This is a genomic window from Cetobacterium sp., assembly GCF_977044495.1.
Map to the genome: position 1 here is coordinate 1 of NZ_CDRRQU010000068.1, position 7672 is coordinate 7672.

The window sequence follows — 7672 nt, forward strand, 5'->3', positions numbered from 1 at the left end:
TAAAAGCTTTAACAAGAAATCCTTGGGACATAGTTGCTGAAAATAATAGTGTGGGTCAAGAAGTGGCTGGAAAAGTAACTAGAATAGCAAATTATGGTGCTTTTGTAGAGTTATTACCGGGAGTTGAAGGATTGATTCATAGCTCAGATTTTTCTTGGACAAGTAAAAAAGTGAACGTCAATAATTTTGTTAAAGTTGGAGATGAAGTTAAAGTTGTTATTACAGAGTTATCTCCTAAAGAGAGAAAATTAAAATTAGGAATAAAGCAATTAAGTGCTAACCCATGGGAAAATGCCGAAAATAAATTTGCTGTGGGAACTATTTTGACAGGAGATGTTGTAGAAGTAAAACCATTTGGAATATTTGTGCAAGTTGAGGAAGGGGTGGATGGATTTATCCACAATTCAGATTTTGCGTGGACAGGAAACAAAAAGTATTCTAAGGGAGACAAAGTAGAGTTTAAAGTAGTGGAGTTAAACTTAGAAGATCAAAAAATAAAAGGAAGTATTAAGGATTTAACAAAAAGTCCTTGGGAACTTGCTTTAGAGAATTATAGAGTTGGAGATAGAGTCGAAAAAGAGATAAAAAATATTCAAGACTTTGGAATGTTTGTAAAATTAGAGGAGGGAGTAGATGGGTTTATTCCAACTCAATTAGCTTCTAAAGATTTTATAAAAAATTTAAGAGATGTATTTAAGGCAGGGCAAATTGTTCTAGCAGAGATTGTTGAAATTGATTCTGAAAAGAAAAGAATAAAACTTTCTATAAAAAAAGTTCAATTGGAAGAAGAAAAGAATGAAAATAAAGAGTTGATTGAAAAGTATGGAGTTTCTTCAAGCGAAGAGTAATTAAGTGAATAAGGTCCTCTTGATATGAGGGGACCTCAATAAAATCAATAAAAAAATCATTTGACTTTTTGTAAGATTATGCTATAATGATTAAAGACAATGAAAAAGATTTATCAAGAAGAGACTTCCTGTTTCTCACCTTATGGGGCAAGACCTACATAAAGGTTATATTAAATTTTTGTTTAGGGGGAGCCCTAATAATTATTTGAGTTAAACAGGAATTTTACGTCCTGTTTTTTTTATTTGATAGTTAATAGGAGGTGTCTATTATTTCGGACAAAGTTAGAATTAATGAGAAGATAAGAGGTAGAGAGTTAAGGATTATCTCTGAAACTGGAGAACAGCTAGGAATAATGTCAGCGGCAGAAGCGTTGGAGATCGCTGTACAAAAGGAATTAGATTTAGTTGAAATATCACCAAATGCTGCTCCACCAGTATGTAAAATAATGGATTATGGAAAGTATAAGTATGAGCAAACAAGAAAAGCTAAAGATGCTAAGAAGAATCAAAAGCAAGTTGTTGTTAAAGAGGTAAAGTTTAGAGCTAGAATAGATCAGCATGATATGGATACAAAAATATCTCAAGTAAAAAAATTCTTAGAAAAAGATAATAAAGTAAAAATTACTCTTGTTCAGTATGGAAGAGAAAGAATGTACGCTGATCAGGGAATAGAAATGCTAGATCAAATATCTGACAGATTTGTAGAGGTCGCAGATGTTGATAAAAAATATAATGATAAGCAAAAGTATTTAATCTTATCGCCAAAAAAATAGTGAAGATTCGAGAGGAGGAATATTACAATGCCAAAAATGAAAACTCATAGAGGTGCTAAAAAGAGAATTAAAGTTACTGGAACAGGGAAATTCATTGTTAAAAAGCCAGGGAAGAGCCATATTTTAACAAAGAAAACAAGAAAAAGAAAGAACAGATTGAAGAAGGATACAGTAATCACTTCAACATTAGAAAAACACTTAAAAGGATTATTACCATACGGAGTAGGAAGATAATAATTCTTGGGAATATTATTGTTAAAGGATCAATTATAGGAGGAGAAGTAAATGAGAGTTAAGACTGGAATAGTTAGAAGAAAAAGACATAAAAAAGTTTTAAAAGCTGCTAAAGGATTTAGAGGTGCGTCAGGTGACGTATTTAAGCAAGCTAAGCAAGCTGTAATGAGAGCAGAAGCTTTCTCTACAAGAGATAGAAAAGTTAGAAAGAGAAAGATGAGACAATTATGGATCATCAGAATTAACGCTGCTGCAAGAATCAACGGATTAACTTACTCAACTTTAATGAACGGATTAAAGAGAGCAGGAATCGAATTAGACAGAAAAGTTTTAGCAGATATTGCTTTAAACAATGCAGCTGAATTCGCTAAATTAGCAGAAACTGCAAAAGCAGCATTATAGTCATGATAAAAAGAGCTTGTGCTCTTTTTTTTTATTTTAAAAAATCTTAAACAAAAAGGAAAAATATGATATAATTTTCAAGAGAGTAGTTTTAAAAAACCTAAGGGGGATTAAAATGCTAAGAAAGAAGATACTAAAGAGAATAGATGTAAGTGAGGAAGAGTTATTAAACCAAGAACAAGAAATAAGGTTTGAACTTTTGAAGAAAGCAAACGATATTGATAATTTAAAGAGATTGGGTACAATTCTTTTTTATAAGAGAGATTGTGAAGGAGCTTTAGAAATTTATGAAAAACTCAGGGCTCTAGGAAAAAAAGATAGCGATACAATAGGATTTTTAGGATACTTAAACTATGAACTGGGTAATTATACTAAGAGTATAAAGTATTTTAATATGTTTTTAGATAATAAACCTGGGGATGCGTTTGTTTACTTTTTATTAGGGAATGCCTACTCAAGAGCAGGAAAAGTAGTGGAAGCGATAAATAGTTATGATTTTGCTATATTTTTGGATTTGGATATATATAGTGCTCATTTAGATTTTGCTAGAGAGTATGAATTTTTGGGGAGATATAAAAAAGCTTTAAATGAGTATGTAGCAGCTTATGAGATCGATCCTAGAGACAAGGAAATAGAAAATAAAATTAAATATTTAAGAGACAAAATTTAGGTTAATTCAAAAATAGGGGATAGAAAATCTATTCCCTTATTTTATAATACAGTTAGGAATCAAGGAGAAAAATAAATGATATCAATAGCATTAGTTTTAACAGCGGCTATTTTTTTAATAATAGCGTTACTATTTGGTATGAATAGAGCTATTACGGCTTTACCAGCACTTTTTTTTGTAATGTTACTAATCTCTTTTTTTGGATTTATAGTAATACAATTTTTTCCAGTTATTCTAATATTCTTAGTTATTAGATATTTCATGAATAAAAAAAATCCAAGAAAAGGAAATTTTTATTACAGAACGTATACTCAAAAAGATTTTGAAGATATGTTCAGAAATCAAGGAAATCAATATGGAGGAAATTATCAAGGAAGTTATCAAAATAATCCATTTGGAGCTTTTGAAGATAAAAGTAAATATTATAAAATACTGGGAGTTCAGGAAGGAGCGACACCAGAAGAGCTAAAAAGGGCGTATAGAGAGTTGGCTAAAAAGCACCATCCAGATAGATATGCAAATGCTGAGCCTGCAGTGAGGGAGATGCATGAGAAAAAGTTTAAAGAAGTAAACGAAGCATATGAAAAACTTCAGTAAAATTATAGTTAAATTATTTTGCAAAAATATTAAATCTTATGGTACAATGTAAAGGCTAAATAAAATGGAGGATATGATGAGTTTAAAGACACTAATTTTAGCAGCTGGAAAAGGAACAAGAATGAAATCAGAGCTGCCAAAAGTTTTACATAAAGTTTGTGGAGTACCAATGATACAAAAGATTGTAGATACGTGTAGTAAAATTGGTTCAACTGAGAATATATTGATTTTAGGTCATAAAAAAGAAGAGATTTTAGAGGTGCTACCAAATATAAAGTATGTCGTTCAAAAGGAGCAGTTAGGAACTGGACACGCTGTTATTCAAGCTAAAGATAAACTTGAAAATTTTGAGGGTACAGTTATGGTGTTATGTGGAGATACACCTTTATTAAAAGAGACAACTTTAAAAAAATTATATGATTACCATAGAGAGTCAAAAGCGGTAACCACAATCTTGACATCTTTTTATGAAAATCCATTCGGATACGGTAGAGTTGTAAAAGAAAATGGAAGAGTCATAGGAATTATTGAAGAAAAAGAGGCAACTGATGAAGTGAAGGCTATAAAAGAGGTAAATGCAGGTGTCTACTGTTTTGAAGCTAGAGAGTTATTGTCAGCTCTTGAAAGAATAGATAATAAAAATGAAAAAGGTGAATATTATCTAACAGATGTTATTGGAATAAATGTTAAAGATGGTAAAAAAGTTGAAGCTTTTTTACTGGAGGATAATGATGAGATATTGGGGATAAACTCTAAAATCGAATTGGAAAAGGCCAACTATATCATGAGAGATAGGATAAATACAAAACACATGGAAAACGGTGTAATTTTTATAGATAAAAATACAGCCTATATAGAAGAAAGTGTAGAGATTGGACAAGATACAATTATATATCCCGGAGTTCTGTTACAAGGTGACACAAAAATTGGTAAAAATTGTGAAATTTTAGGAAATACCAGAGTGATTGATTGTCAAATAGGTGATGATGTTAGAATAGAAAGCTCTGTATTGGAGGAAAGTTTTGTTGAAAATAAAGTGACGATAGGACCATTTGCACATTTGAGACCTAAAACTCATTTAAAAGAGGAAGTTCATATAGGGAATTTTGTGGAAATAAAGAAATCGGTGTTAGAAAAGGGCGTTAAAGCGGGACACCTGACATATTTGGGAGATGCTATCGTAGGAGAAAAAACTAATATAGGTGCAGGAACAATAACTTGTAACTATGATGGTAAAAATAAATTCAAAACTACAATTGGAAAAAATGCTTTTATAGGAAGTGATACAATGCTGGTAGCTCCTGTTAATATAGGAGAAAATGCGTTGATTGGAGCAGGTTCAGTGATAACGAAAGACGTACCTGAAAATGCGTTAGCAGTATCAAGAAGTAAACAAGTTATAAAATTTGATTGGAGGAAATAAAAAAAATGGAAAGACCTGGGGTAAAAATTTTTGCCGGAACATCAAATATGGAATTGGCTGAAAAAATAGCTGAGAAGTATGGAACTTCAGTGGGAGATGTTGAAATTGTCAGATTCAAGGATGGAGAGATTTACGTTTGTGTGGGAGAGACAGTAAGAGGAAGAGACATATTTATTGTTCAATCTACATCTGAGCCTGTAAATGAAAACTTAATGGAGTTATTGATATTTATTGATGCTTTAAAAAGAGCTTCAGCAAAATCGATAAATGTTATAATTCCATATTATGGATATGCTAGACAGGATAGAAAATCAAGACCAAGAGAACCAATTACGTCTAAGTTAGTGGCAAATCTATTAACAACAGCAGGAGCTACAAGAATTGTAGCTATGGACTTACACGCTGATCAGATTCAAGGATTCTTCGATATACCAGTGGATCATATGCAAGCATTACCATTATTGGCAAAATCATTTATCGCCAGAGGAATGTCAGGAGATAAAGTAGTAGTTGTATCACCAGATATTGGTGGAGTAAAAAGAGCTAGAAAATTAGCGGAGTGGTTAGATTGTAAAATAGCAATCATTGATAAGAGAAGACCAAAACCGAATATGTCAGAAGTTATGAATTTAATTGGAGAAGTTGAAGGAAAAATTGCGATATTCATAGATGATATGATTGATACAGCTGGTACAATTACAAACGGAGCAGAGGCAATCATGGCAAGAGGGGCTATTGAGGCATACGCGTGTTGTACGCATGGCGTATTTTCAGACCCAGCTATTGAAAGATTACAGGCTTCATGTTTAAAAGAAGTGATAATAACAGATTCGATAGCATTACCAGAGTCTAAAAAAATCGATAAGATAAAAGTAGTTTCTGTAGATGAAATTCTTGCGGAAGCTGTCAGAAGAATAGTAAATAATGAATCAGTATCTGAGTTATTTGAAAAGTAAAAGCATATAGAAAGCTAGTATTCCACTAGCTTTTTTTTTTTTTATATGTTAGAATTATTTATATAGACAAAGGTGAGGAAAAGGATTTATTATGAAAAGAATTGTATTTAAAGAAGACAATATTGATTTAGAAATTATAAAAAATAGATTAATTAATGATGGTGTAATAATTTATCCAACAGATACGGTATATGGAGTAGGAGCAAGTATTGATTCACTAAAAGGTCTATGTAAAATCTATGAGATAAAAGAAAGAGATTTTAAATCTCCACTGATAGCACTTTTAAGTAAGGTGGAATACGTTGAGAAAATAGCGATTATAGATGAGGAAAAAAAAACAATTATAGAGAAGTTAGCTAATAGATTTTGGCCGGGCGCTTTAACTATTATTTTAAATAAAAAAGAAACTGTTCCGGATATCATAGTTTCTGGAGGAAAAACAATTGGTGTTAGGATACCTGATTTAAAATTAGCTCAGGAGATAATAGAAAGTGTTGGTGGAATTTTACCAACGACAAGTGCCAATATTTCGGGAGAAAAAACACCGAGAAGTTTTGAGGAGCTAAGTGAAGAGTTTAAAAAGAGAGTGGATATTGTAGTTGATGGTGGAAAATCCCCTTTGGGCATGGAATCAACGATACTAGATTTGACAAAAACGTTCCCAAAAATTCTTAGAGAGGGAGCTATAAAAAAGGAAACAATAGAGGAAGTTATTGGAAAAATATAAAATTTTGGAGGAAAAAATAAAATGAAGGCACAAAAGGTAAACGCAAACAACATGAATCCTATGCAAATGAATGCAATGTCATCAATGATGGGAATGATGAACTCGATTCAAAAGATTGGAAAAGGTAAAAGAAAGTACTCAGTATCTTTGGATAAAGGGACAAAAAAGTTTCTATCTAAATTTATAGAAGAGATAAAAAAACAATTTGCAGTGAACAATGGAATGCAAAATGTCGGGCAATTTTTAGACTATGTAAAATCAGTGGCAGATTCAAAAGATAAAATGGATTTAAAGTTATCTTATGAGGAACAAGAGTTTTTAACAAAAATGGTATCAGATGCTGTCAAAGGAATGGAAAGCGTGCAGTTCAAATGGTATCAGCTTATAAAAAAATCAATGACAAAGGTTATGGCAAAACAATATAGACAGTTACTTGTTCAATTAAAAAAATAGGTATATGGATAAAGCTAGGAAGTAGAGAATTTTTCTACTTCTTTTTTTAAAAAAATTTATTGACATTTTATATGTGATAGGGTATAATTATAAATGTCTGAAGGGATGCCGCTTTAGCTCATCTGGTAGAGCAACTGACTTGTAATCAGTAGGTGATTGGTTCGACTCCGATAAGCGGCACCATATAAAATGCCCCGTTCGTTCAGTGGTAAGGACAATAGATTTTCACTCTATAAACAGGGGTTCGATTCCCCTACGGGGTACCATTAAAATTGAATAAGATATGGTGAGGTTCCCGAGCGGCCAAAGGGATCAGACTGTAAATCTGACGGCTCTGCCTTCGAAGGTTCGAATCCTTCTCTCACCACCACTTATACTACACTAACCTGAAACAGTTTGAAGGATATGTGTGGATTTTTTTTTAAGCGGATTTTTTTTGTAAAAGAAAAGAAAAAATAAATATAAAGAAAAACAGGAGGAAATTTCAAATGGCTAAAGAAAAATTTGAAAGAAGCAAACCGCACGTTAACATTGGAACAATTGGACACGTTGACCACGGAAAAACAACAACAACAGCAGCAATATCAAA

11 protein-coding genes and 3 tRNA genes are annotated in these 7672 nt (G+C 32.0%); all 14 read left to right on the top strand.

Annotation, left to right across the window (positions count from 1 at the left end; genetic code table 11):
- Positions 1–848: S1 RNA-binding domain-containing protein (locus ACWI69_RS11270; RefSeq protein WP_448821936.1), on the top strand; the 848-nt coding region annotated here is incomplete at its 5' end.
- Positions 849–1108: 260 nt separating this feature from the next.
- Positions 1109–1621, top strand: coding sequence for a translation initiation factor IF-3 (gene infC / locus ACWI69_RS11275; RefSeq protein WP_448821937.1), 513 nt, complete (start codon positions 1109–1111; stop codon positions 1619–1621).
- 27 nt (positions 1622–1648) lie between these two features.
- On the top strand, positions 1649–1855 hold the full coding sequence (gene rpmI, locus ACWI69_RS11280) for a 50S ribosomal protein L35 (RefSeq protein WP_448821938.1): 207 nt from the start codon (positions 1649–1651) through the stop codon (positions 1853–1855).
- A gap of 51 nt (positions 1856–1906) precedes the next feature.
- The gene (gene rplT, locus ACWI69_RS11285; RefSeq protein WP_438581359.1) at positions 1907–2257 is read left to right on the top strand and encodes a 50S ribosomal protein L20; all 351 of its coding nucleotides are present in this window, start codon (positions 1907–1909) and stop codon (positions 2255–2257) included.
- Positions 2258–2372: 115 nt separating this feature from the next.
- Positions 2373–2927 carry a tetratricopeptide repeat protein gene (locus tag ACWI69_RS11290; protein ID WP_448821939.1) on the top strand — a complete coding sequence of 185 codons (555 nt, stop codon included), beginning with the start codon at positions 2373–2375 and terminating at the stop codon, positions 2925–2927.
- 75 nt (positions 2928–3002) lie between these two features.
- The gene (locus tag ACWI69_RS11295; RefSeq protein ID WP_448821940.1) at positions 3003–3524 is read left to right on the top strand and encodes a J domain-containing protein; all 522 of its coding nucleotides are present in this window, start codon (positions 3003–3005) and stop codon (positions 3522–3524) included.
- Positions 3525–3600: 76 nt separating this feature from the next.
- Complete coding sequence (gene glmU, locus ACWI69_RS11300) at positions 3601–4947, top strand: bifunctional UDP-N-acetylglucosamine diphosphorylase/glucosamine-1-phosphate N-acetyltransferase GlmU (RefSeq protein WP_448821941.1); 1347 nt, start codon at positions 3601–3603, stop codon at positions 4945–4947.
- A 5-nt stretch (positions 4948–4952) separates the two neighbouring features.
- Positions 4953–5903, top strand: coding sequence for a ribose-phosphate diphosphokinase (locus tag ACWI69_RS11305; protein ID WP_448821942.1), 951 nt, complete (start codon positions 4953–4955; stop codon positions 5901–5903).
- Between the two features lie 91 nt (positions 5904–5994).
- Positions 5995–6630 carry an L-threonylcarbamoyladenylate synthase gene (locus ACWI69_RS11310; protein WP_448821943.1) on the top strand — a complete coding sequence of 212 codons (636 nt, stop codon included), beginning with the start codon at positions 5995–5997 and terminating at the stop codon, positions 6628–6630.
- Positions 6631–6651: 21 nt separating this feature from the next.
- Positions 6652–7083 (top strand): hypothetical protein, encoded by a 432-nt coding sequence (locus tag ACWI69_RS11315; protein WP_448821944.1) that lies wholly within the window; start codon positions 6652–6654, stop codon positions 7081–7083.
- Positions 7084–7190: 107 nt separating this feature from the next.
- Positions 7191–7266: transfer RNA gene (locus tag ACWI69_RS11320), tRNA-Thr, on the top strand.
- An 8-nt stretch (positions 7267–7274) separates the two neighbouring features.
- Positions 7275–7349, top strand: a tRNA-Glu gene (locus ACWI69_RS11325).
- 19 nt (positions 7350–7368) lie between these two features.
- Positions 7369–7453 (top strand) — tRNA-Tyr (locus ACWI69_RS11330).
- A 118-nt stretch (positions 7454–7571) separates the two neighbouring features.
- A partial coding sequence (locus ACWI69_RS11335; RefSeq protein WP_286033895.1) for a GTP-binding protein occupies positions 7572–7672 on the top strand: 101 nt, incomplete at its 3' end.

Coding starts and splice junctions, on each gene's coding strand:
- rpmI (WP_448821938.1), top strand. CDS start 1,649: ATGCCAAAAATGAAAACTCATAGAGGTGCTAAAAAGAGAATTAAAGTT.
- rplT (WP_438581359.1), top strand. CDS start 1,907: ATGAGAGTTAAGACTGGAATAGTTAGAAGAAAAAGACATAAAAAAGTT.
- ACWI69_RS11290 (WP_448821939.1), top strand. CDS start 2,373: ATGCTAAGAAAGAAGATACTAAAGAGAATAGATGTAAGTGAGGAAGAG.
- ACWI69_RS11295 (WP_448821940.1), top strand. CDS start 3,003: ATGATATCAATAGCATTAGTTTTAACAGCGGCTATTTTTTTAATAATA.
- glmU (WP_448821941.1), top strand. CDS start 3,601: ATGAGTTTAAAGACACTAATTTTAGCAGCTGGAAAAGGAACAAGAATG.
- ACWI69_RS11305 (WP_448821942.1), top strand. CDS start 4,953: ATGGAAAGACCTGGGGTAAAAATTTTTGCCGGAACATCAAATATGGAA.
- ACWI69_RS11310 (WP_448821943.1), top strand. CDS start 5,995: ATGAAAAGAATTGTATTTAAAGAAGACAATATTGATTTAGAAATTATA.
- ACWI69_RS11315 (WP_448821944.1), top strand. CDS start 6,652: ATGAAGGCACAAAAGGTAAACGCAAACAACATGAATCCTATGCAAATG.